This is a genomic window from Streptomyces sp. KL109B, from assembly GCF_030766935.1.
Taxonomy (GTDB): Bacteria; Actinomycetota; Actinomycetes; order Streptomycetales; family Streptomycetaceae; genus Streptomyces.
In genome coordinates, this window is the sequence record NZ_JASERL010000001.1 from 585,932 (window position 1) to 608,375 (window position 22,444).

At 71.9% G+C, this 22,444-nt stretch carries 18 protein-coding genes and 1 riboswitch; of the genes, 11 read left to right on the forward strand and 7 right to left on the reverse strand.

Annotated elements, in window-relative coordinates:
* The first annotated feature begins 152 nt into the window (after positions 1-152).
* The 5 genes from RBJ65_RS02865 (at position 153) to RBJ65_RS02885 (ending at position 4,585) form a co-directional block, all read left to right on the forward strand.
* Positions 153-1,463 carry an ATP-binding protein gene (locus tag RBJ65_RS02865; RefSeq protein WP_306321040.1) on the forward strand — a complete coding sequence of 437 codons (1,311 nt, stop codon included), beginning with the start codon at positions 153-155 and terminating at the stop codon, positions 1,461-1,463.
* Complete coding sequence (locus RBJ65_RS02870) at positions 1,460-2,179, forward strand: response regulator transcription factor (protein WP_306321041.1); 720 nt, start codon at positions 1,460-1,462, stop codon at positions 2,177-2,179. The genes RBJ65_RS02865 and RBJ65_RS02870 overlap by 4 nt, the downstream gene beginning before the upstream one ends.
* Positions 2,180-2,223: 44 nt before the next feature.
* On the forward strand, positions 2,224-2,883 hold the full coding sequence (locus RBJ65_RS02875) for a LysE family translocator (RefSeq protein ID WP_306321042.1): 660 nt from the start codon (positions 2,224-2,226) through the stop codon (positions 2,881-2,883).
* Positions 2,883-3,785: an alpha/beta fold hydrolase gene (locus tag RBJ65_RS02880; protein WP_306321043.1), complete on the forward strand. Its 903-nt coding sequence runs from the start codon at positions 2,883-2,885 to the stop codon at positions 3,783-3,785. The genes RBJ65_RS02875 and RBJ65_RS02880 overlap by 1 nt, the downstream gene beginning before the upstream one ends.
* 119 nt (positions 3,786-3,904) lie before the next feature.
* Positions 3,905-4,585, forward strand: coding sequence for a class I SAM-dependent methyltransferase (locus tag RBJ65_RS02885; RefSeq protein WP_372341357.1), 681 nt, complete (start codon positions 3,905-3,907; stop codon positions 4,583-4,585).
* A 21-nt stretch (positions 4,586-4,606) separates the two neighbouring features.
* Here RBJ65_RS02885 and RBJ65_RS02890 read toward each other — a convergent pair whose 3' ends face one another.
* A complete protein-coding gene (locus tag RBJ65_RS02890) occupies positions 4,607-5,698 on the reverse strand; it encodes a C40 family peptidase (RefSeq protein ID WP_306321045.1) in 1,092 nt (363 codons plus the stop codon).
* A 275-nt stretch (positions 5,699-5,973) separates the two neighbouring features.
* On the opposite strand from RBJ65_RS02890, the gene RBJ65_RS02895 reads away from it, so the two are divergent.
* Positions 5,974-6,327, forward strand: a complete 354-nt coding sequence (locus RBJ65_RS02895; RefSeq protein WP_306321046.1) for a hypothetical protein — start codon at positions 5,974-5,976, stop codon at positions 6,325-6,327.
* 76 nt (positions 6,328-6,403) lie between these two features.
* Here the strand turns inward: RBJ65_RS02895 and RBJ65_RS02900 are convergent, their stop codons facing one another.
* On the reverse strand, positions 6,404-7,594 hold the full coding sequence (locus RBJ65_RS02900) for an NlpC/P60 family protein (protein ID WP_372341356.1): 1,191 nt from the start codon (positions 7,592-7,594) through the stop codon (positions 6,404-6,406).
* A gap of 7 nt (positions 7,595-7,601) precedes the next feature.
* Positions 7,602-7,768: riboswitch (cyclic di-AMP (ydaO/yuaA leader) on the reverse strand.
* Positions 7,769-7,967: 199 nt separating this feature from the next.
* Between RBJ65_RS02900 and pcrA the strand changes: the two genes are divergently transcribed.
* The gene (gene pcrA / locus RBJ65_RS02905) at positions 7,968-10,508 is read left to right on the forward strand and encodes a DNA helicase PcrA (RefSeq protein ID WP_306321047.1); all 2,541 of its coding nucleotides are present in this window, start codon (positions 7,968-7,970) and stop codon (positions 10,506-10,508) included.
* 29 nt (positions 10,509-10,537) lie between these two features.
* Here pcrA and RBJ65_RS42055 read toward each other — a convergent pair whose 3' ends face one another.
* The 3 genes from RBJ65_RS42055 to RBJ65_RS02915 all read right to left on the reverse strand — a co-directional run bounded on the left by RBJ65_RS42055 (position 10,538) and on the right by RBJ65_RS02915 (position 13,312).
* A complete protein-coding gene (locus tag RBJ65_RS42055; protein ID WP_372341358.1) occupies positions 10,538-10,939 on the reverse strand; it encodes a M23 family metallopeptidase in 402 nt (133 codons plus the stop codon).
* 700 nt (positions 10,940-11,639) lie between these two features.
* Entirely contained in the window at positions 11,640-12,089 is a 450-nt protein-coding gene (locus RBJ65_RS42060) for a pentapeptide repeat-containing protein (protein ID WP_372341359.1), read from the reverse strand.
* A gap of 344 nt (positions 12,090-12,433) precedes the next feature.
* Positions 12,434-13,312, reverse strand: coding sequence for an alpha/beta fold hydrolase (locus RBJ65_RS02915; protein WP_306321049.1), 879 nt, complete (start codon positions 13,310-13,312; stop codon positions 12,434-12,436).
* Positions 13,313-13,727: 415 nt separating this feature from the next.
* On the opposite strand from RBJ65_RS02915, the gene RBJ65_RS02920 reads away from it, so the two are divergent.
* The gene (locus tag RBJ65_RS02920) at positions 13,728-14,150 is read left to right on the forward strand and encodes a cobalamin B12-binding domain-containing protein (RefSeq protein ID WP_306321050.1); all 423 of its coding nucleotides are present in this window, start codon (positions 13,728-13,730) and stop codon (positions 14,148-14,150) included.
* A gap of 131 nt (positions 14,151-14,281) precedes the next feature.
* Here the strand turns inward: RBJ65_RS02920 and RBJ65_RS02925 are convergent, their stop codons facing one another.
* Both RBJ65_RS02925 and RBJ65_RS02930 read right to left on the reverse strand, forming a co-directional pair.
* A complete protein-coding gene (locus RBJ65_RS02925) occupies positions 14,282-15,856 on the reverse strand; it encodes a DUF5691 domain-containing protein (RefSeq protein ID WP_306321051.1) in 1,575 nt (524 codons plus the stop codon).
* A gap of 117 nt (positions 15,857-15,973) precedes the next feature.
* Positions 15,974-17,380, reverse strand: coding sequence for an SWIM zinc finger family protein (locus tag RBJ65_RS02930; RefSeq protein WP_306321052.1), 1,407 nt, complete (start codon positions 17,378-17,380; stop codon positions 15,974-15,976).
* Positions 17,381-17,590: 210 nt separating this feature from the next.
* Here RBJ65_RS02930 and RBJ65_RS02935 point away from each other — a divergent pair, with 210 nt between their 5' ends.
* From RBJ65_RS02935 to RBJ65_RS02945, 3 genes are read left to right on the forward strand one after another with little or no spacing between them, the layout of a single operon-like run.
* Positions 17,591-18,796 carry an AAA family ATPase gene (locus RBJ65_RS02935; protein WP_306321053.1) on the forward strand — a complete coding sequence of 402 codons (1,206 nt, stop codon included), beginning with the start codon at positions 17,591-17,593 and terminating at the stop codon, positions 18,794-18,796.
* On the forward strand, positions 18,793-21,159 hold the full coding sequence (locus RBJ65_RS02940) for a DUF5682 family protein (protein ID WP_306321054.1): 2,367 nt from the start codon (positions 18,793-18,795) through the stop codon (positions 21,157-21,159). Before RBJ65_RS02935 ends, RBJ65_RS02940 begins: the two co-directional genes overlap by 4 nt.
* Entirely contained in the window at positions 21,156-22,403 is a 1,248-nt protein-coding gene (locus RBJ65_RS02945) for a VWA domain-containing protein (RefSeq protein ID WP_306321055.1), read from the forward strand. The genes RBJ65_RS02940 and RBJ65_RS02945 overlap by 4 nt, the downstream gene beginning before the upstream one ends.
* The last annotated feature ends 41 nt before the right edge of the window (positions 22,404-22,444 follow it).

Genomic DNA, 22,444 nt, shown 5'->3' on the forward strand with positions numbered 1-22,444 from the left:
CCCGAGCCCGCCGACGGCAGTCGGGACAACCCTGGCCGAACCCTGAGATCGCCCCTGAGGCACCCGCCGCCACACCCCCGGCCGGAAGATCAGGGAAGTATCCGGGCCCAACCCTGATGCCCGGCCATCTGCCGCGTGTGACGATCGGTGGCATGCCGGAACCAGCGCCCGCTCCCCTCGCGGAGAACAGAGACGAGCCGCGGCCGCCGCGCAAGCTCTACCGCAGCAGCGACGGCCGCTGGCTGGGCGGAGTGGCGCGGGGCCTCGCGGGGCATCTCGGGCTGCCCGTGATCTGGGTGCGCCTGGTCTTCGTCGGCCTGTTCATGGCGGACGGGCTCGGGGCGCTGCTGTACGCGGCGTTCTGGTTCTTCGTGCCGCTGGGCGTCGGCGGCGTGGGCGCGGACCGGCCGCCGGTCCTCACGACGGAGACGTCCCCCGACGGCCGCCGCCGGCTGGTGACGCGCAGGCCGGACAAGGGCCAGATCCTCGCGCTGCTCCTGATGGTCGTCGTAGCGATGATCTTCGTGGAGAACGTCAACCTGACGGGCAACACCAAGGCCTATCTCATCCCCGCCGTCCTCGTCGCCGCCGGTGTCGCCCTCGTCTGGCGCCAGGCCGACAACGCGCGCAGGGCCCGCTGGATGGAGGTCGGCCGCCGCAAGCGCACGCTGAGCCTGGCGCGCGCGGCCTCCGGGGTGCTGCTCGTCGGCGTCGGCGTCACCGGAATCTTCGTCACGCAGGGCTCCGCCGAGCACATCGGCCCGATCCTGCAGGCGGCGCTCGCGGTCCTCGTCGGCATAGCGCTGCTCGCGGGCCCGTACCTGATCCGCATGACGCAGGACCTCTCCGAGGAACGGCTGATGCGTATCCGCGCACAGGAGCGCGCGGAGGTCGCGGCCCATGTGCACGACTCCGTCCTGCACACCCTCACCCTGATCCAGCGCAACGCGGAGAGTCCGGCCGAGGTGCGCCGCCTCGCCCGCGCCCAGGAACGCGACCTGCGGGCCTGGCTCTACAAACCGGCCGCGGCGGAGAACCCGCAGGAGCCGGAGACGGTCGCGGAGGCCGTGAAGCGGAACGCGGCGGAGGTCGAGGACAAGCACGGGGTGCCGCTGGAGGTCGTGGTGGTCGGCGACTCACTGCTCGACGAGCAGCTGTCGGCACAGATGCAGGCCGCGAGGGAAGCGATGGTGAACGCCGCCAAGTACGGTGGCACAGGCGGCGCCGTCCAGGTGTACGCGGAGGTGGAGGGCGATGTCGACGGGGACACGGTCTTCGTCTCCGTCCGGGACCGGGGCCCCGGGTTCGACCTCGACTCCATACCGCCCGACCGGATGGGCGTAAGAGAATCGATCATCGGCCGGATGGAGCGCAACGGCGGGACGGCCCGGGTGCGGGCGGTGCCGGACGGCGGCACGGAGGTCGAACTGACCATGAAGCGGGCGGAGAGGACGACGTCATGACGGAAGCCACGGGAGCCACGGGAGCCACGGGACCCACCGAGGAGACCGGTCCGGGGCGGCGCGTGCGCGTGGTCCTGGTCGACGACCACCGCATGTTCCGCACCGGCGTCCAGGCGGAGATCGGCCGCACCGAGGAGACCGGCGTCGAGGTGGTCGGCGAGGCCGCCGACGTCGACCAGGCCGTCACGGTGATCTCGGCGACCCGCCCCGAAGTGGTCCTCCTGGACGTCCACCTCCCCGGCGGCGGAGGCGTCGAAGTGCTGCGCCGCAGCGCCCAGTTGATGGCGGACGCGGAGAGCCCGGTCCGCTTCCTCGCCCTGTCGGTGTCCGACGCGGCGGAGGACGTCATCGGCGTGATCCGCGGCGGCGCGCGCGGCTACGTCACGAAGACGATCACCGGCACGGACCTGGTGAACTCCATCTTCCGCGTCCAGGAGGGCGACGCGGTGTTCTCGCCGCGCCTCGCCGGCTTCGTCCTCGACGCCTTCGCGTCCACGGACGCGCCGCCGGTGGACGAGGACCTGGACCGCCTCACCCAGCGCGAGCGGGAGGTCCTCCGGCTGATCGCCCGTGGGTACGCGTACAAGGAGATCGCCAAGCAGCTCTTCATCTCCGTCAAGACGGTCGAGTCGCACGTCTCGGCGGTGCTCCGCAAGCTCCAGCTCTCCAACCGGCACGAGCTGACGCGGTGGGCGACGGCGCGCAGGCTGGTCTGAAAACCCTTTGGGCCGAAGGGACGTGGCGTGCCTCAATGGACCCCATGATGTCCGCAGACCGCCTCCTCGCCTTCGCGGCGATGTCCTTCCTGCTCATCGTCATCCCGGGCCCGAGCGTCCTGTTCGTCGTCGGCCGGGCGCTGGCGCAGGGGCGGCGGGCCGCGCTGACGACGGTCGCGGGGAACACGCTCGGGGCGTACGTCCTCGTGATCGCCGTGGCCCTCGGGGTCGGCTCGCTCGTGGAGCGCTCGATCGTCGTGTTCACGGCGTTGAAGCTGCTCGGCGCGGCCTATCTCGTCTATCTCGGGATCAAGGCGATACGTCAACGGCGCTCGCTGCGCGCGGTGTTCACGCAGGACGGTGACGGCGACGGTGCGGGCGCATCGGGCGACAGCACCCTGCGTACGCTCTGGGAAGGCTTCGCCGTCGGCGTCGCGAACCCCAAGACGATCGTCTTCTTCGCGGCGGTGCTGCCCCAGTTCGTCGACCGGGAGGCCGGGCACACGGTGCCGCAAATGCTGCTGCTCGGGCTGGTGTTCAACGTGATCGCGATCGTGTCCGACAGCGTCTGGGGCCTGGCCGCGTCCTCGGCCCGCAGCTGGTTCGCCCGCTCCCCGCGCCGCCTCGCGGCGGTCGGTGGCACGGGCGGGCTCGCGATGGTGGGGCTCGGTGTGACCGTGGCGGTCACGGGGAGGGCGCAGTAATGCCGATCGTCGACGTATCGCCCGAGGTCTCGATCGCGTACGACGCCTTCGGCGATCCCGCCGACCCGGCGGTGCTGCTCGTGTCGGGGTTCGGCGCGCAACTCATCGCGTGGGACGAGGAGTTCTGCGCGGCCCTCGCGGAGCGCGGACGGTATGTCGTCCGGTTCGACAACCGGGACTGCGGGCTGTCGACGAAGTTCGACGAACACCCCGTGGACATGGGGGAGTTCATCGCCACGGTGCGCGCGGGCGACATCCCGGCCGCGCTCGCGATGATCCCGTACCGCCTCCAGGACATGGCGGACGACGCCTTCGGGCTGCTCACCGCGCTCGGCATCGAGCGGGCCCATGTGCTCGGCGCCTCCATGGGCGGCATGATCGCCCAGACGATGGCGATCTCCCGGCCCGACCGGGTCCTGACCCTGACCTCGATGATGTCGACGACGGGGGAGCCCGAGTACGGGCAGTCGTCGCCGCAGGCGCAGGCGGCGCTGTTCGCGCCGAAGCCGTCCGACCGGGAGGGGTACGTCGCCGCCGCGGACCGGTCGCTGACCTGGGCGTCCAAGCGGTACGGGGACGCCGCCGAGCTCCGTGACCTGGCCGCCCGCGGTTACGACCGCGCCCACTACCCGGCAGGCGTCGGCCGACAGCTCGGCGCGATCACCCTCAGCGGCCCCCGCGCGGACGCCCTCCGCGAGCTCCGGGTGCCGACGCTGGTCGTCCACGGCCTGGACGACACCCTGATCGACCCCAGCGGCGGCCGCCGCACCGCGGAACTGATCCCCGGCGCCGAACTCCTCCTGCTCCCCGACATGGGCCACGACCGCCCGCGCGAGCTGTGGCCCCGGCTCATCGACGCCCTGACGGCCCACACCGACCGAGGAGACCGAGGTACGCGATGACGGACGACGCCCGGACCACTCCCGACCTCCACTCCGACTCCCGCCCCGACGCCGACGCCGATGCCGACGACTACTTCGGGGAGCGCGTCGCGGCGACGTACGACGAGTCGGCGGCGAACATGTTCGCCCCGGAAGTCCTCGACCCGGCCGTCGACTTCCTCGCCGAACGCGCGGGCGGCGGCCCCGTCCTGGAGTTCGCCATCGGTACGGGGCGCGTCGCCATGCCCCTGCTGGGGCGGGGTCTTGAGGTGCACGGCATCGACCTGTCGCGGGCGATGGTGGAACAGCTGCGCGCCAAGCCCGGCGGCGCCGACGTCCCCGTCACCCTGGGCGACTTCGCCACGGCCACCGCGGGCCGCACCGACTTCGCCCTCGCCTACCTCGTCTTCAACACCATCAACAACCTGACCACGCAGGACGCCCAGGTCGACTGCTTCCGCAACGCCGCCGCCCATCTCGCCCCCGGCGGCCGCTTCGTCGTCGAGGTCGGCGTCCCGGCGCTGCGGCTGCTGCCGCCCGGTCAGGACGCCGTACCGTTCGAAGTCAGCGACACACGCTGGGCGTTCGACCGCTACGACACCGCGACGCAGGCCATGAGCTCCAACTACGTGGACGTGGACCCGGCCACCGGCACGGCCACGTACAAGACCTTCCCCTTCCGCTACGTCTGGCCCTCCGAGCTCGACCTGATGGCGCGGATCGCCGGGCTGCGGCTGAGCGAGCGGTGGGAGGGCTGGACCAAGGAGCCCTTCACGGGCGAGAGCCAGGGGCACGTGTCGGTGTGGGAGAAGCCCGCGTAGCCGCCGCCTTCAACGGGCCGGTCAGGCCACCCGCGTAGCCCCCGCGAACGGCATCTCGTCGATCGGCGCCACCCGCACAGGCGCGCTCGGGTTCGGCGCGTGGATCATCTTGCCGCCGCCGATGTAGAGGCCGACGTGGCTGATCGAGGAGTAGAAGAAGACCAGGTCACCGGGTTGGAGCTGGGACTTCGGGACGCGCTGGCCCGCGTCGATCTGCGTGTACGTCGTGCGGGGGAGCGCGACCCCGGCCGCCTTGTACGCGGCCTGCGTGAGCCCTGAGCAGTCGAAGGCGGAGGGCCCGGTGGCGCCCCATACGTAGGGGCTGCCCAGCGCGCCGTACGCGAAGGAGATCGCGGCCTTGGCGCGGGAGTTGGGGGCCGCGGCGAGGTCGCCGCGGGGCGCGGAGCGGGAGGCGTGGGAGGCATCGGATGCCTGGGATGCCTGGGATGCCTGGGAGCCGTCCGCCGGGTCGGCGGTGCGCTCTTCGGGGGTGAGGCGGTCGAGGAGGCTTTGGGCCTCCGCGAGTTTTCGCTTCACCTTCTTCTTGGAGTCCTCCAGCTCCGCCTTCTTGGCGCGGAGTTCGGCGAGCGTGTCCTCGGCGTGCGTGTGCAGCTGGTCGATCTCGCGGAGCTCGCCCCGTACGCGGGTGACCGCGGCGGCCTGCCGGGTGCCGGCGCGCTCGGTGAGGGCGGCCTTGTCGAGATAGCTGTCGGGGGAGGAGGAAAGCAGCAGCTGGACCGAGGGGTCCACGCCTCCCGAGCGGTACTGGGACGCGGCTACCGAACCCAGCTTCTGGCGCTGGGAGTTGAGCGATTCGGTGCGCCGGGACGCCTCGTCCTGGAGGGCGTCCACCTTCTTCTCCGCCCGGTCCGCCTTCTCCTTCGCCCCGTTGTACTTCTCGGTGGCGACCTCCGCCTCCTGGTAGAGCTTGTCGACCTTCGCCCGCACCTGCTCGGGGCCGAGGTCCGGCTCCGCGTGCGCGGCCCCGCCGTTGACGACGGCGGTGGCGGAAGCCGCGGAGGCGAGGGCGAGGGTGGCTGCGGTGCGGGCCGTGCCGCCGCCGAGGGATCGCTGGCGGGGCTTGCGGTGCGCTGCCGGCACGTGGTGCCACATCCTTCCGGGTCGTACGTCCGCCGTTCGCGCGTCCGGCGGCGACCCGCACAGGGGGAGCGGGTCGCCGCCGGACCTTTCTCGGCGGAGGTGTCCGACTGCCGCCCCTGGCCCGGGCGGCGGTGGGGAGCCGGTCACCTGAGCAAGGACGCTAAACCTCGACGTAACGGGTTGGTGACTGATTGTTCGTAACTGGCCCATTTGTTATGGACAGCGACAGAGAGTGACAGTGGGGTCTCCGAAGTGGCCCGAAACGGGCCCAAGTAGGCTCCGGCCCCATGGACGTACTCATCAACCTCTTCGTCGGCCTGCACATCATCGGCATCGCCTCGCTGCTCGGCGGCTTCCTCACGCAGATGTCGGCGATGAAGGAGGGCGCGGCCCGCTTCAACAAGGCGATGCTGCACGGCGCCCTGACGATGCTGGTGACCGGCGTCGCCCTGGTCGGCCTCAACCAGGCGGACGGCTCCACCGTGAACAACATCAAGATCGGCGTGAAGCTGGCGATCCTGATCGTGATCCTCGGCATCGTCTACGTGAAGCGGGACGAGGAAAAGGCGGAGAAGGGCCTCTTCATCACGGTCGGCGCGCTGACCATGGCCAACATCTTCATCGCGGTGCTGTGGACGTGACGTACTCCTGAATCACGCGGAAGGGCCCGGCAGGTCGAACAACCTGCCGGGCCCTTCCGCGTATGTCCCTACGGCGTCAGGCCGGGCGCACCACGCTGTGGATCGCCGACGTGCCGTCGTAGTAGATCGACTCCTCGCGCACGACCGCCCCCGGCTTCGGTGCGTGCACCATCATGCCGTCGCCCATGTACATGCCGACGTGGCTGATGTCGTCGTAGAAGAACACCAGGTCACCGGGTTGGATATCGGAGAGCGGCACCGTCTTGCCAACCTCGACCTGGTCCCAGGTCGTCCGCGGCAGCGAGATCCCCGCCGACTTCCACGCCGCCTGCGTCAGGCCCGAGCAGTCGTACGAGTCCGGGCCCGTGGCCCCCCACACGTACGGCTTGCCCTCCTGCGACTTGGCGAACGCCAGCGCCTGCGCGGCCTTCGTGGCGTACGAGCCGTCCGAGGAGCCGGAGGAGGAACCGGAAGACGAACCGGAGGACGAGCCGGACTCCTGTTCCTGGCGCGCGGCCTCCTCCGCCGCCTTCCGCTTCTTCTCCTCCGCGGCCTTCTGCTTGGCGGCCAGCTCGGCGGCCTTCTTGCGGGCCGCCTCCTCCTTGGCCTTCTGGATCTGGGCGAGCCGCGCCTTCTCCTCGGCGGTCAGCTTGGCGAGCAGCTCGCGCGCGTCGGAGAGCTTGGTCTGGACGGTCTCCTTCGTCGACTTCAGCTCGGCCTGCGACTCGGTGAGGTCCTGGAGGTTCGACTGCGCCTCGGTGCGCTTCTTCGCGGTCGAGCGCGCCTGCGTCTGGTAGTCGTCGACCGCCTTCTTCTGCTCGGCGGTGAGCCGGCTCATCAGCTGGTCCTGCGCGAAGTAGTCCTCGGGGTTGTTCGCGAGGAACATCGTCGCGGTGTCGCTGACCCCGCCCGAGCGGTACTGCTCGGCGGCGTACCTGCCCATCTTCTGGCGGGCCGTGTTCATCTCCTCGGTGCGCTGCGCGACCTCGTCGAGGAGCTTGTCGACCTGCTGCTTCTTGGAGTCGGTCCGTTCCTTGGCGCCGTTGTACTTCTGCGTGGCGACCTCGGCCTGCCGGTACAGGGTGTCGACCTTCTTCTGGACCTCTTCGAGGCTCGGCTTCGACGAGGGCTGCGCGGGCGCGGCCTGAGCCGTCTGCGAGAGCAGCGCCACGGAGGTGAGAGCGGCGGTGGTGATGCCGACCGCCGGGGTCGTTCGAAGGCCGCCGGTCATCCGGGACCGGCCGCGGGGCTTGCGGTGCGACGCCAAGGCAGGCGACTCCTTCCGTCGTCCGCCTACCGGGTTAGCTGTCGGGTTCGGGCGTGGTGCGTGGTGCGTGGAAGGCTGCCCTACGGTCGGCTGCCCTGTCCTGCTGAGCCGCCGGCCGATTCACCCCAAGGTCGGTTGGGTCCCCGGTTCCCTGCCTCTCGGCGTACGGAACTCGGCGGGGGCTGCCCGCTCGCCGCGACGTTCGCGGGCGGGGGGACGGACTGCCCGGCTGCACCGTAGCCAACTCGTGTGGCTGCTGTGAAGGTTGATGTTCGATATGCCCGATACATTTTCGTGATCTGCCCCTCAGGAGGCCGTGAGGTTTCGAAGGGAGCCACGGGTTGTCAGTGGGGCGGCCTAGACTCGTAGAGCGATGAGCAGCCTCTTTGACGACAGCTTCCTGACCGGCCTCCAGAACGGTGCGCCGGGCCACCAGCACGGTGCGCCCGGGCCCCAGAGCGGCGAGGAGGAGCCCCCTCCGCCGCCCCCGGACCCCGAGTACGACGACGGGGCCCCGGAGCCGATGCCGGACGGGCTGTTCGGTGTGCCCCCAGAGCGGGAGGCGTACTACCGGGACGGCGCCCCGCGCCCGGTCCTCGACTCGGCGGCCCTCCTGGAGGGGCTGAACGAGAACCAGCAGGCGGCCGTCGTCCACGGAGGCACCCCGCTGCTCATCGTCGCGGGCGCCGGATCCGGCAAGACCCGCGTCCTCACGCACCGCATCGCGTACCTGCTCGCCGAGCGCGGAGCGCACCCCGGCCAGATCCTCGCGATCACGTTCACGAACAAGGCCGCGGGCGAGATGAAGGAGCGCGTCGAGGACCTGGTCGGCCCGCGCGCGAACGCGATGTGGGTGTCCACCTTCCACAGCGCCTGCGTCCGCATCCTGCGCCGGGAGAGCAAGAAGCTCGGCTTCACGTCCTCCTTCTCGATCTACGACGCCGCAGACAGCAAGCGGCTCATGGCGCTCGTCTGCCGCGACCTGGACCTCGACCCGAAGAAGTTCCCGCCGAAGTCCTTCAGCGCCAAGATCAGCAACCTCAAGAACGAGCTGATCGACGACGAGGACTTCGCGGCCACGGCCGCCGACGGCTTCGAGAAGACCCTCGCCCAGGCCTACGCGATGTACCAGGCCCGCCTGCGCGAGGCGAACGCGCTGGACTTCGACGACCTGATCATGACGACGGTGAACCTGCTGCGCGCGTTCCCGGACGTCGCCGAGCACTACCGCCGCCGCTTCCGGCACGTCCTCGTCGACGAGTACCAGGACACCAACCACGCGCAGTACGCGCTGGTCAGGGAGCTCGTCGGCCCCACAGAAGGCGAGGGCGCCGACCCGGCCGAACTGTGCGTCGTGGGTGACGCGGACCAGTCGATCTACGCGTTCCGCGGCGCCACGATCCGTAACATCCTCGACTTCGAGGACGACTACCCCAACGCGAAGACGATCCTCCTGGAGCAGAACTACCGCTCCACGCAGACGATCCTCAGCGCGGCCAACGCGGTCATCGAGCGCAACGAGTCGCGCCGCCCCAAGAACCTCTGGACGAACGAGGGGCCCGGCGCCCAGATCACCGGCTACGTCGCGGACACCGAGCACGACGAGGCGCAGTTCATCGCCGACGAGATCGACCGGCTCACCGACGCGGGCGACGCGCAGGCGGGCGACGTCGCGGTGTTCTACCGGACGAACGCGCAGTCCCGTGTCTTCGAAGAGATCTTCATCCGCACCGGCCTGCCCTACAAGGTCGTCGGCGGCGTCCGCTTCTACGAGCGCAAGGAAGTCCGGGACGTCCTGGCCTACTTGAGGGTCCTGTCCAACCCCGAGGACTCCGTCCCGCTGCGCCGCATCCTGAACGTGCCCAAGCGCGGCATCGGCGACCGCGCCGAAGCGATGATCGACGCGCTCTCGCAGCGCGAGAAGATCTCCTTCCCGCAGGCGCTGCGCCGCGTCGACGAGGCGTACGGCATGGCGGCCCGCTCGGCGAACGCCGTGAAGCGGTTCAACACGCTCATGGAGGACCTGCGCACCGTCGTCGAATCGGGCGCGGGCCCCGCGACGATCCTGGAAGCCATCCTGGAGCGGACCGGATACCTCGCCGAACTCCAGGCCTCCACCGACCCGCAGGACGAGACCCGCATCGAGAACCTCCAGGAACTCGCCGCCGTGGCCCTGGAGTTCGAGCAGGAGTCCGCTTCCGGTGACGCGGCGGAGGACGGGCAGGAGGACGGGCAGGAGGGCGCGCAGGAGAGCGCGGGGACGCTCTCCGACTTCCTGGAGCGCGTCGCCCTCGTCGCCGACTCCGACCAGATCCCCGACGAGGAGGACGACGGCAGCGGCGTCATCACGCTGATGACCCTGCACACCGCCAAGGGCCTGGAGTTCCCGGTCGTCTTCCTCACCGGCCTTGAGGACGGCGTCTTCCCGCACATGAGGTCGCTCGGGCAGACCAAGGAGCTGGAGGAGGAGCGCCGCCTCGCGTACGTGGGCATCACGCGCGCCCGCCAGCGCCTCTACCTGACCCGCGCCTCCATGCGCAGCGCCTGGGGCCAGCCCTCGTACAACCCGCCCTCCCGCTTCCTGGAGGAGATCCCGGCCACCCACCTGGACTGGAAGCGCACCGGTCCCTCGACACCGGCCGCCTCCACCAAGAACATCGGCGGCGGCATCGCGGCGTCGCTGTCGTCCTCGCGCTCCCGCACGGGCTCCACGCCTGCCTTCGCGACGAGCCGGGCGAACTCCAAGCCGGTGGTGGCCCTCGGCGTCGGCGACCGCGTCACGCACGACCAGTTCGGGCTCGGCACGGTCGTGGGCGTGTCCGGCACGGGCGACAAGGCGGAGGCCACGATCGACTTCGGCGACCCGAAGCCGAAGCGGCTGCTGCTGCGGTACGCGCCGGTCGAGAAGCTGTAACCGCCGTTCGGCGGCGGCCGGTTGCTCGGTTACGTCGGGTCGATGCCCTTGCCGCGCAGCCACGGCAGCGGGTCGACCGCCGAGCCGCCGCCGGGCCGCACCTCGAAGTGCAGGTGCGGGCCGGTCGAGTTGCCGGAGTTGCCCGAGCGCGCGATCACGTCACCGGCCTTCACCGGGCCGCTCGACACGACGTGCGAGGACAGGTGGCAGTACCAGGTCTCGGTGCCGTCCTTGGCGGTGACGATGGCCATGTTCCCGTACGCGCTGTTCCACTGCGTCTTCACGGTGCCGTCCGTCGCGGCCATCACCGGAGTCCCGAACGAGACGGGGAAGTCGATGCCGGAGTGGATGGACATCCAGTTGACGCCGGCCTGCCCGTAATAGGCGCTCAGCCCGTGCTGCTTCACCGGCAGCGCGAACTTGGGCCGCATCGCCTCCTTGCGCGCGGCCTCCTCGGCGGCCTTCTTGCGCTCCGCCTCCTGCTTGGCCTTCAGGTCGATCCGCTCCTGCGTGCGGCTCGCCCGGTCGGCGAAGTCGCCCGCGTCCGCGGACAGGTCCTTGAGCTGCGTGTCCAGTTTGTTGTTGGCGACGGACGGCTGCACGGCGTGCGCGTCGGGCGCGGCCGCGGCCTGCGTCTCCTTGCCGTCGTCCCCGCCGACCCCGACGCTCGCCGCCGCGATCCCGGCGACGCCGACCACACAGGCCGACGGCACGACGACGGTGATCAGCGCCGACCGCTTGGCCGGCGGCCGACGGCGCCCGGCGCGACCGCGCGAGACGTTCTTCCCGGCGGCGCGGGAGGCGAACCGGGAGGAGGCGGGCGCGTGTTCGGCTTCGGGGGTGCCCGCGAGGTCGAGGACGGGGCCGTGGTCCTGGAGCGGATCCTGACCGGCTTCGGGGGTCGGCTCCGCGACCGGCTCGTGCTCGATGCCGTGCTCGATGCCGTGCTCGGCGGGGGCCTCGACGGCGCCGCCCGCGTTCCACTGCGTGGCGTCATAGGCGCCGGTGTCGTACGCGGTCGTACCGAAGACCGGGGCCTCGAAGCTCTGCGTCTCGTGGGCTCCGGGCGCGCCGAAGGTCTGCGTGTCGAAGCCCTGGGCCTCGAAGTGCTGCGCCTCGAACCCCTGGAATTCAAAGCTCTGCGTCTCGAAGGACTGCGTCTCGAAGGACGGGGCCTCGAAGGTCTGCGTCGCGAAGGTCTGGGTGTCGAAGGAGGGGGCCTCGAAGGTCTGCGTCGTGAAGCTCTGGGCGTCGAAGGTCTGCGTCGCGAAGGTCTGGGTGTCGAAGGACGGCGCCTCGAAGGACTGGGTTTCGGGGTGCTGGGCCGCGAACGTCTGCGTCTCGTACGCCGTGGTGTCCCACTGCCCCGTCGCGTGCTGCTCGGCCGCCGGGCTCGGCTGCTGCGCGGGGATGTCGGCGACCTGCTCGTAACCGCCGGTCGCCCAGGCGCCGGTCGTGTCGTAGGCGCCCGTTCCAAAGTCGTACGAGCCCGTGCTCGTTCCGAAAGTTCCGGTGTCGTAGGAACCGGGGGCGTAGGAGCCGCCGTCGTAGTACCCCGAGGCGTAGGGATCCGTGTGCCACTGACCGGTCCCGTGGGAAGCCGGATCGTAGGGGTCCTCGCTCATGTCGCCGAAGAGCGGGTCGCTTGCGAAGCTGGTCGCGGAGTAACCGTCGTACGACGCGTAGGGCGCGGTCCCCGACGGATTGCGGTCGTTCACCAACTTCTCTTTCGCCTCGACAACAGGGGCTGCCAGAGCAGTGCGGTGACTGTACCCGTCGGTACGAGGGCGCGACAATCTTCGGCAGGTTTCGTGCCCCGGAGAACCGGGCAATCGGCCGCCTTTGGGTGGACTATGGACAGTTCCTTGGCCCTGAGTTCGATCATCGTTCGACGAGAACGCCGGATCTCGGGTCGCGGTCGGGCTCTAGGCCACGGTCAGGCCGTCTCCGGTCTTGGCGACGGCGTGTCCTCCTGCCGCGGGGTCGGCGTCGAGGGCCTGCCGGATGCCGGTCGCGACGGCCGGGTGCACCGGCAGCGCGAGATGACCGATGCCGGTGACCCGCACGTTCTGCACGCGCAGGTCGGCGTGGTCCACACAGGCCGTCTCCAGGGGCACCATCAACTGGTCGAGATCGCTCCAGAAACTCACGAAGCGCGTACGGCAGCCGGGCGCGGGCCGCTTCAACTCCTCGACGACGGAGGACTCGGGCCGCATCTGCCGCACGATCGGGTGCGCGTCCGCGAGCGGCGCCACGCGCGTGCCGCTGTGCGGGGTGCCGAGCGTGACGAGCGTGCCCACCCGCCGGTCCCCGTCGAGACACTGCACGTAATAACGGGCTATCAGGCCGCCCAGGCTGTGCCCCACGATGTCGACCCGGTCCTGTCCCGTCCGCTCGCACACCTCCTCCACGTGCCGGGCGAGCAGCGCCGCCGCCGCCCGTATGTCGCAGGTGAGGGGCGAGTAGTTGAGCGATTCGACGTGCTGCCTGCCGTGCTGCGCGAGGGAACGGCGCAGCAGTACGAAGACGGAGCGGTTGTCGATGAAGCCGTGCAGGAGCAGCACCGGGGGCTTGGCCCGGGCGGGCAGGGTTTCCGGGGGTGGTGCCGAGGGGGTGGGGTGGCGGGGCAGGGCCAGTGGCTGCCTGCGTTCCGGGAGGACGCCCGAGGGATAGAGGAGCAGATGGCCCGCGAGGATCGCCAACTCGAGCGCGGTCGCCTTCAGGAGGGCGATCGAGAAGCCGGTCAGTCTCGTGGGCAGCAGGTGGCAGTGGGGGCGAAAGGGCAGGGTCCTCGTGACCTTCATCGGTCAACCTCCCGTCGGCACACGGGAGTACGACTCCGACCCCCGTGTGCGTTCATGAGAGCCGACCGAAGTGGTTTCGAGGCGCCGATACGTGTCCGATGTGCCGACCCATCGGTTCGAACGGCGGCCGGAAGCACCGTGCCACCGTGCCGTGCGGCTGTCGGCGCGGTGGCGCGGCGACCTCGAAGCGGCTCCCTCGCGCCTGTCCCGGATGTGGCGGTGAGTCCCGCCTGTGGCAGTCGCGGCGCGCAGCGAATGTGTCCCACCGTGTGATTTCCCCCTCGGTCCGCACCGTGAAACGGCGGCTTGCGAGATGCTGTCGATAACGTTCGTTCACTTCGGGTGACGGTTTGTGAACAGTCGCCGGGGCGAACGATGGAACAGTCGGTGGAACAGTCGCTTCAGGGAGGCAGTGATGGGTGTGGCAGCCGGTCCGATCCGCGTGGTCGTCGCGAAGCCGGGGCTCGACGGCCACGATCGCGGGGCCAAGGTGATCGCGCGTGCGCTGCGCGACGCCGGTATGGAGGTCATCTACACGGGCCTGCACCAGACGCCGGAGCAGGTCGTGGACACCGCCATTCAGGAGGATGCCGACGCGATCGGCCTGTCCATTCTCTCCGGTGCGCACAACACCCTTTTCGCCCGTGTCATCGAGCTCCTCGCCGAGCGGGACGCCGCGGACATCAAGGTCTTCGGTGGCGGGATCATTCCCGAGGGGGACATCCCGTTGCTGAAGGAGAAGGGGGTCGCGGAGATCTTCACGCCCGGGGCGACGACGGCGTCCATCGTGGAGTGGGTGCGCGCCAATGTGCGGCAGCCGGCGGCCTCCGGCGGGTGACAGGGGGCGTGTTCCCTGCGGCGGCACCGGGGTTCCGGTCGCGGGGCTCTGCCCCGGACCCCGCTGCTCAATCGCCGCAGGGGCTCGATGTGGCCTGACCGGGCTCGATGTGGCCGCCCGGTGCGGCGTGTTCAGCACGGGGGCCTCAGTTCGTCGCGCATCGCCCGGCGGAGCCGGAGGGTGCCGGCGAGGCGCTGGAAGGCTTCCGTCCAGTAGGCGCCGGCGCCGGGGGCCGAGCCCTCGGGTTCGTCGACGGCGGCCGTGAGGCCGTCGAGGCGCGCGACCTCGTCGGGGTCCAGGCACCGCTCGGCGAGCCCCATCACCCCGCTGAAGCTCCACGGGTAACTCCCCGCGTCCCGCGCGATGTTCAGCGCGTCGACCACGGCCCGCCCGAGCGGGCGCGCCCACGGCGTACCGCACACGCCCAGCAGTTGGAACGCCTCGGACAGCCCGTGCGCCGCGATGAACTCCGCCACCCAGTCCGCCCGTTCCACCGCCGGCAGCGCCGCAAGCAGCTTCGACCGCTCGGCGAGCGACACCGCCCCCGGCCCCGCCGCGTCCGCCGCCGTCGGCGCCCCGAGCAGCGCCCGTGACCAGCCGATGTCCCGCTGCCGCACCGCCGCACGGCACCATGCGGCGTGCAGCTCCCCGCGCCAGTCGTCGGCGACCGGAAGCGCCACCACCTCCTCCGGAGCGCGCCCGCCGAACCTGGCCGGCCAGCGATCGAGCGGTGCCGCCTCCACCAACTGGCCCAGCCACCACGCCCTTTCACCCCGGCCCGCGGGCGGCTTCGCCACGACGCCGTCGCGCTCCATCGCCGCGTCGCACTCGTGCGGTGCCTCCACCACGATCGTTCCCGTCGCACGGTCGAGTGCCACGCAGGTCAGCGCCCGGTCCGCCATCCGCGCGGCGAGCGCCGAGCGGGGGAGCGCGGAGAGCAGCTCGGCCGCCGTGGCCCGTACGTTCTTGCTGCGGTCGGCCAACGCCTCTTCCAGGAACGGCTCGTCGGCGTCGCCGAGCCCCGTACGCAGCGAGTCGAGGAACATCAGGCGGTCCTCGGCGCGCTCCGTCCCCCAGGTCCCGGCGAGCAGCGTCCGGGCCGCGGCCGGGTCGTGCGCCCTGACGGTGGCCAGCAGTGCCACCCGCTCCGCGAACAGGCCCTCCTCCCAGCGCTTCAGGACCTGTTCCGTGTCCTGCGGTGCGGGCTGTGCGGGGCCTCCCGAGCCGGGTGCGGCGCGCAGCGCGAACTTCCAGTCCGGGTTGAGCCGGGCCAGCCACAGGGCGCGCGGCCCCGCGAACCTCAGGGCCCGCGGGCGCAGATCGGTGCGGCCGCGCGCCGCGTCGAGCAGCGCGGGCAGCAGTTCGGGCGGGGGTGCGTAGCCGTGCGCGTTGGCCGTGGCCAGCCATTGCGGGAGCAGTTCGAGGAGGTCGGGGGCGGTGCTGCGGCGGGGGCCTGCGGCGGTTGAGCGGTCGGTGAGCAGCATGGCGAGGCGGTGCCGCGCCGCGGGTGGCAGCGGTGGGCGTGGGTCGTCCCCCGCGCGCTCCGGGGGTGCGGTGGCTGCGGCCGGGGTGAGGCCGGCCCTGCGGCGCACGGTGTGCACGGCGGCCTCGTCGAGGAGGGCGAGTGGGGGGCGGGCCGAGCGGCGCTCGGTGCCCAGCAGGGCGGCGCTGACCAGGTCGTCCCAGGTGGCGGTGGTGGTCGTCATGGGGTCCTCTCCGTGGTGCGCTGGTCGTGTGTCGTTACGGCCTCGGGGCTCCGCCCCGGACCCCGCGCCTCAATCGCCGGCGGGGCTTGAAATGCCTGGAGCGGGTGGGTGGGGGTGTCAGTGGACGGGGAGGACGTCAGACGTGTCGTCGGTCCATGTGGCCAGTGGGCGGAAGCCCGTGGGGCCGCATTCGCCGAAGACCGTGACGGGGGCGCCGGCCGAGACGGCGACCAGGCGCCACAGGCCGGGGGAGGCCGACGCGTGGGGAGTGAGGGGGATGGCGGATTCGGCGGTGGCGTCGGCCAGTTGCCAGTGCCCGTCCGGGGTGCGCGTCGGTATCACCTCCGCGAGCGTCACCGGCCAGGACTCCAGCCAGGGGTCGGCCGCGAGGGCCGTCCCGTAGGCGGCGAGGCCGGCGGTGACGTCAACTCCCTTGGGGCGTACGTCGTCGAGGGGCGGTGACGTGAACTGCTCGACGAGTTCCGCCCGGAGGGCCCCCGCCCCCGGGTACGCCGAGACCGCGGCGTCGAGCGTGCGCCCTGGTGGCAGGGCGAGTGCGGGGGCGCGGCCTGCGGCTCCGTAGGAGAGGAGCAGTACGGTGCGTGCGCTCTGGGCGCCGTACAACCAGATCCGGCGCGTGGTGAGGTGGCCGTCCGCCGTGTCGTGCTGGGACAGGACCAGCCAGTGGTCGCGCAGGGGCGGCTCCCGGTCCGCGGTCGGCAGACCCACGCGGGAGCGGACCGTCGCCGCCAGGTCCGCGGGCAGCGTCTCGCGGCGCAGCCAGCCCTGGTCGAGGAGGTGGAGCAGGGCGCAGGCCTCCAGGAGCCGGGCCGGCCAGCCGGAGCCGGATGCCGGGATCGCTCCCAATTCCCTTACGCGCGCGGCGAGTCCGGGTGCCTGCGCGTCGACCATGCGGGCGGCCGTCTCCTCCCACAGCCCGTATCCCGACTTCTCCGCTTGTGCGATGCCGCCGCGCAGCAGGTCGGCGAGGCGCTGTTCGAGCTCCGTGGCCCCCGCCGTGATCCGCTGGGCGCGGCGCTCGGCTCTGCGCCGCGCCGCTTCCGGGTCCGCCGGGGTCTCGGCCGGGCCCGGTGCCGACGGCGCGGTCCGCTGGGACTCGGCCCGCTCGCGCCGCTCGGTCAGCCATGGCTCGGCCCACTCCGGCGGCGACTGGCCCGCCGCCACCTGCGCGTCGCCGCCCGCCCAGAGCAGCAGCAGGCCGAGCGCGTGTTTGCACGGGAACTTGCGGCTCGGGCAGCTGCATTTGTACGCCGGGCCCGTCGAACCCGCGGCGCCGCCCCCGCCGATGTCCACGACCGTCTGATACGGCTTGCTGCCGCTCCCCTTGCACAGTCCCCATACCGCCCCCTCGCCGGACTCGTCCGAATCCTTCGCGCCCGCGGAGCTCCCGGTCTGTGACCACGGCCCCGGCGCCCCGAGCTTGATTCCCGCCTTGCGTGACGCGGCGTCAGGTGCCAGTGCGAGCACCTGATCCGTCGTCCAGCGCACCCCCTGCTGATTCATGTCCTCGACGGTAGGCCCCGCCACTGACAATCGCCCCGGCGAAAGTTCCGACAACTGCCCTGACCTGCGCAGATGTTGGCGCCGGAGTCGATTGTCAGTGGCGTGGTGCACCGTGGATTCCAGCACGCGACGAGAGCGGACGAGAGCTCGTCGTGATGGTTCGAGTTGCGCGAGTCGCGCGAATCGCGCGGGAGTTGGAGGGGGACGGCCATGACCATTTCCGTCGAGAGCCAGGACGAGGGCCGGGACGAGAGCCAGGACGAGAGCCGGGACGAGAGCCGGGTCGTGAGTCAGGGCGCCAGTCAGGGCGCGGGGCACGGGGTGGGGCAGGGCGCGGACGCCGTGTTGCGGCCGCACGCCGAGGACGCGTTCGCGGAGGAACTGTCGGCGCTCGCCGCGCAGGACGACCGGCCGCGGCCGGCCCGCTGGCGGCTGTCGCCGTGGGCCGTCGCGACGTATCTGCTGGGCGGCACGCTGCCCGACGGCACCGTGATCTCACCGAAGTACGTGGGCCCGCGACGCATCGTCGAGGTCGCCGTGACGACGCTGGCGACCGACCGGGCGCTGCTGCTGCTCGGCGTGCCCGGCACCGCCAAGACCTGGGTGTCCGAGCACCTCGCGGCCGCCGTGAGCGGGGACTCGACGCTGCTGGTGCAGGGCACGGCGGGGACGCCGGAGGAGGCCATCCGCTACGGCTGGAACTACGCGCAGTTGCTGGCCAACGGGCCGAGCAGGGACGCCCTCGTGCCCAGCCCCGTGATGCGGGCGATGGCGGAGGGGATGACCGCTCGGGTGGAGGAGCTGACGCGGATTCCAGCCGATGTGCAGGACACGTTGATCACGATTCTGTCCGAGAAGACCCTGCCGATACCGGAGTTGGGGCAGGAGGTGCAGGCCGTGCGCGGCTTCAACCTCATTGCCACGGCCAACGACCGGGACCGGGGCGTCAATGACCTGTCGAGCGCGCTGCGGCGCCGGTTCAACACGGTCGTGCTGCCGCTGCCCGCGAGCGTGGAGGCCGAGGTCGACATCGTCTCGCGCCGCGTCGACCAGGTCGGACGCGCGCTGGAGCTGCCCAGCGCGCCCGACGGCATGGACGAGATCCGCCGGGTCGTCACCGTCTTCCGTGAGCTGCGGGACGGCGTCACGGAAGACGGGCGGACGAAGGTGAAGTCGCCGAGCGGCACACTGTCGACCGCCGAGGCGATCTCCGTCGTCACCAACGGCCTCGCGCTGTCCGCCCACTTCGGGGACGGCGTGCTGCGCCCCTCCGACGTGGCCGCCGGAATCCTCGGGGCCGTGGTGCGCGATCCGGCGGCGGACCGGGTCGTCTGGCAGGAGTACCTGGAGGCCGTGGTGCGCGAGCGCGACGGCTGGAAGGACTTCTACCGGGCCTGCCGAGAGGTGAGCGCATGACGACATCGACCGCGGCGGCCCCGTCGAAGGCATCGGGCGCGGGGCCCGTGCTGCTCGGAGTGCGGCATCATGGCCCCGGCTCCGCGCGCGCCGTGCGCTCCGCGCTCGATGCCGCCGAGCCGCGGATCGTACTGATCGAGGGCCCGCCGGAGGCCGACGCTCTCGTGCCGCTCGCCGAAGAGGCCGACATGCGGCCGCCGGTCGCGCTGCTCGCGCACGTCGTGGACGAGCCGGGAAGGTCGGCGTTCTGGCCGTTCGCCGAGTTCTCGCCCGAATGGGTCGCGATCCAATGGGCGTTGGCGCGCGGGGTGCCGGTGCGGTTCATCGACCTGCCGGCCGCGCACAGCCTCGCGCTGCGCGCCGAGGACGAGGACGAGGACGAGGTGGACGGCGACGGCGACGCCGCGTCGGAGGACCCCGCAGCCGCGGACTCCGAGGCCGAGGTATCCGTGCGCGTCGATCCCCTGCGCGTCCTCGCCGAGACCGCCGGGTACGACGACGCGGAGCGCTGGTGGGAGGACGTCGTCGAGCACCGGGGCGGTGACGTGTTCGAGGTCCTCGGCGAGGCGATGGGCGCGCTGCGGGAGACGTGCGGCGACGGCGGGTACGCGCGCGATGTGCCGCGCGAGGCGTACATGCGGCTCCAAGTGCGGGCGGCACAGCGGGAGTTCGGTGGTGACGTGGCGGTCGTGTGCGGGGCGTGGCACGTGCCCGCGCTGCGGCAGAAGACCACCGTCGCCGCCGACCGCGCCCTGCTCAAGGGCCTGCCGAAGGCCAAGGTCGACATGACGTGGGTGCCGTGGACGCACCGTCGGCTCGCGCGCGCCAGTGGATACGGGGCGGGGATCGAGTCGCCCGGCTGGTACGGGCATCTGTTCAGCGCGCCCGACCGGCCCGTGGAGCGCTGGCTGACCAAGGTCGCCGGGCTGCTGCGCGCGGAGGACCGCATCGTGTCCTCCGCCCATGTCATCGAGGCCGTCCGCCTCGCGGAGACCCTCGCCGTCATGCGCGGGCGGCCACTCGCGGGGCTGACCGAGACCACGGACGCGGTGCGGGCCGTGCTGTGCGAGGGCTCGGACGTACCGCTCGCGCTCATCCACGACAAGCTGGTGGTGGGCGACGTACTGGGGGAGGTGCCCGAGGCCTCGCCCGCCGTGCCGTTGCAGCGGGACCTCACGCGGCAGCAGCGTTCCCTGCGGCTCAAACCCGCCGCCGCGGAGAAGGAGTTGGACCTCGACCTACGGGGCGACACCGACGCCGCCCGAAGCCGACTGCTGCACCGGCTGCGGCTCCTCGGCGTCGCCTGGGGCGAGCCGGCGAGATCGGCGCGCGGTTCCACGGGCACGTTCCGCGAGTCGTGGCGGCTGCGCTGGGAGCCGGAGCTGTCCGTGCGGGTCGCCGAGGCCGGGGTGTGGGGGACGACGGTGCTCGCGGCCGCGACCGCCAAGGCCGAGTCGGACGCGATCTCCGCCTCGGCGCTCGCCGACGTGACCGCGCTCGCCGAACGGTGCCTGCGCGCCGGGCTCCCGGACGCGCTGCCCGTGGTGATGCGGGTCCTCGCCGACCGCGCCGCGCTCGACGCGGACGTCGGCCACCTCGCGGGCGCCCTGCCCGCCCTGGTCCGCGCGCTGCGCTACGGCGACGTGCGCGGCACCGACACCGGAGCCCTCGCCGACGTGGCGGCGGGCCTCGCCGAGCGGGTCTTCGTCGGCCTGCCCCCGGCGTGCGCGGCGCTCGACGCGGACGCGGCCGACGAGATGCGCGGCCATGTCGACGCCGTGCACTCGGCCGTCGCGCTCCTGGAGGACGCCGGGGTGCGCGAGCGCTGGCGGAGCGTGCTGCGCGTGCTCGCGGAGCGGGACGGGGTGGCCGGAGTGGTCCGGGGACGGTGCGCGCGTGTACTGCTCGACGAGGGCGTGCTCGACGAGGATGACGCGGCCCGCCTGATGAGCCTCGCCCTGTCGCCCGGCACCGCACCGGTCGAGGCGGCGGCGTGGATCGAGGGATTCGTCGGTGGGGGCTCGGGCGGCGGGCTGCTCCTGGTGCACGACGAGCGGCTTTTGGCGCTGGTCGACGCGTGGCTGAAGGGGGTGCCGGGGGACGCGTTCACGGACGTACTGCCGCTGCTGCGGCGCACGTTCTCGGCGTACGAGCCCGGCGTGCGGCGGACCTTGGGCGAGTTGGTGCGGCGCGGGCCCTCCGGGAGCGGGGCGTCCGCGCTCGCAGGCGGGCCGAGCGGCTTCGGCGAGGAACTGGACGCGGAGCGGGCGGACGCGGTGCTGCCGGTGCTGCGCCTCCTGCTGGGGGACCCCGCCGGCGGCCATGGCGAGAGCGGCAACAACCTTGAGGGGGCGGTGGCATGACCGACACGACGACCGGCACGACGAGCGACACGACGAGCGACACGACGAGCGACACGACGACCGGCACGGACGAGCGGCTGCGGCGCTGGCGGCTCGTACTCGGCGGGGAGGACGCGGACGGCACCGGGTGCGGGCTCGCCGGGCAGGACGCGGCGATGGACGGCGCCCTCGCCGCGCTCTACGGCTCGGGCGGCGGCGGCAAGCAGCAGGGCGGCGGCAGCCGCAGCGCAGGGCTCGGGGCGTCCGCGCCGGCCGTGGCCCGCTGGCTCGGCGACATCCGGACCTACTTCCCGTCCTCCGTCGTCCAGGTCATGCAGCGGGACGCCATCGACCGGCTCGGCCTGTCCACGCTGCTGCTCGAACCGGAGATGCTGGAGGCGGTCGACGCGGACGTGCACCTGGTCGGCACGCTGCTCTCGCTCAACAAGGCGATGCCCGAGACGACGAAGGAGACGGCGCGCGCCGTCGTGCGCAAGGTCGTCGAGGACCTGGAGAAGAAGCTCGCGACGCGCACCCGCGCCACCCTCACCGGCGCCCTCGACCGCAGCGCTCGCGTCCAGCGGCCCCGCCACCGCGACATCGACTGGCACCGCACGATCGCGGCCAACCTCAAGCACTACCTGCCCGAGTACCGCACGGTCGTGCCCGAGCGGCTCATCGGATACGGCCGCGCCGCGCAGTCCGTGAAGAAGGAGGTCGTCCTCTGCATCGACCAGTCCGGCTCGATGGCGGCGTCCGTCGTCTACGCCTCCGTCTTCGGCGCGGTGCTCGCCTCCATGCGCTCGATAGCGACCCGGCTCGTCGTCTTCGACACGGCCGTCGTGGACCTGACGGACCAGCTCGACGACCCGGTCGACGTCCTGTTCGGCACCCAGCTCGGCGGCGGCACCGACATCAACCGGGCGCTCGCGTACTGCCAGTCGCAGATAACCCGCCCCTCCGAGACCGTCGTCGTGCTCATCTCCGACCTCTACGAAGGAGGCATCCGCAACGAGATGCTGAAGCGGGTCGCCGCGATGAAGGCGTCCGGCGTGCAGTTCGTGACGCTGCTCGCGCTGTCCGACGAGGGCGCGCCCGCCTACGACCGGGAGCACGCGGCGGCGCTCGCGGGCCTCGGCGCGCCGGCCTTCGCCTGCACCCCCGATTTGTTCCCCGACGTCATGGCCGCGGCCATCGAGAAACGCCCCCTTCCGATACCGGACGCGACATCGGATAAGGGTGCAGCTCCCGCGAACCGGATATGAGTACCCATCGGTAGCACGGGGCACAGGGGGCTTGCGTCGCC